This window comes from Kitasatospora misakiensis, assembly GCF_042656005.1.
GTDB lineage: Bacteria > Actinomycetota > Actinomycetes > Streptomycetales > Streptomycetaceae > Kitasatospora > Kitasatospora misakiensis.
This window is the reverse complement of record NZ_JBHSOF010000162.1, coordinates 1-556: the sequence shown is the minus strand read 5'-3', so window position 1 is coordinate 556 and position 556 is coordinate 1. Positions and strand designations below refer to the sequence as shown.

Below are 556 nucleotides of genomic sequence, written 5' to 3'. Positions count from 1 at the left end.
GCCGCCCGTAACTTCGAATGCGTCGCACCGAGCAACCACCGGGCCCAGCCCCCAAGGCACACCGCGACCGACCACGCGAGCACCCCCCCTTTGCGAACCACCGGCCCACCCCGGGCCTGGTTCCGCACGCCCGCACCCCCTCCGAAAGGAACCCCCCGTGACCTTCCGTAACGAGACCACCGCCACCACCGCCGTCACCGCCACCCCCAAGCGCCGCAACCGCGTCCGGATGGCCCTGATGGCCGGGGCGATCACCGCCCTGCCGGTGGCCGGCCTCGTCACGGCCACGGGCGCCTCCGCCGCCCCCGCCACCGTCTGGGACAAGGTCGCCCAGTGCGAGGCCACCGGCAACTGGGCCATCAACACCGGCAACGGCTTCTACGGCGGCCTCCAGTTCACCTCCTCCACCTGGGCCGCCTTCGGCGGCACCGCCTACGCCGCCCAGGCCAACCAGGCCACCAAGGCCCAGCAGATCGCCATCGGCGAAAAGGTCCTCGCCGCCCAGGGCCCCGGCGCCTGGCCCGTCTGCTCCGTCAAGGCCGGCCTCACCAAGTAA

1 pseudogene is annotated in these 556 nt (G+C 73.0%); it reads left to right on the top strand.

Annotated features, from left to right (window positions below):
- Positions 1-229 precede the first annotated feature (229 nt).
- A pseudogene (locus tag ACFP3U_RS37055) lies at positions 230-556 on the top strand (transglycosylase family protein); the annotation flags it as partial.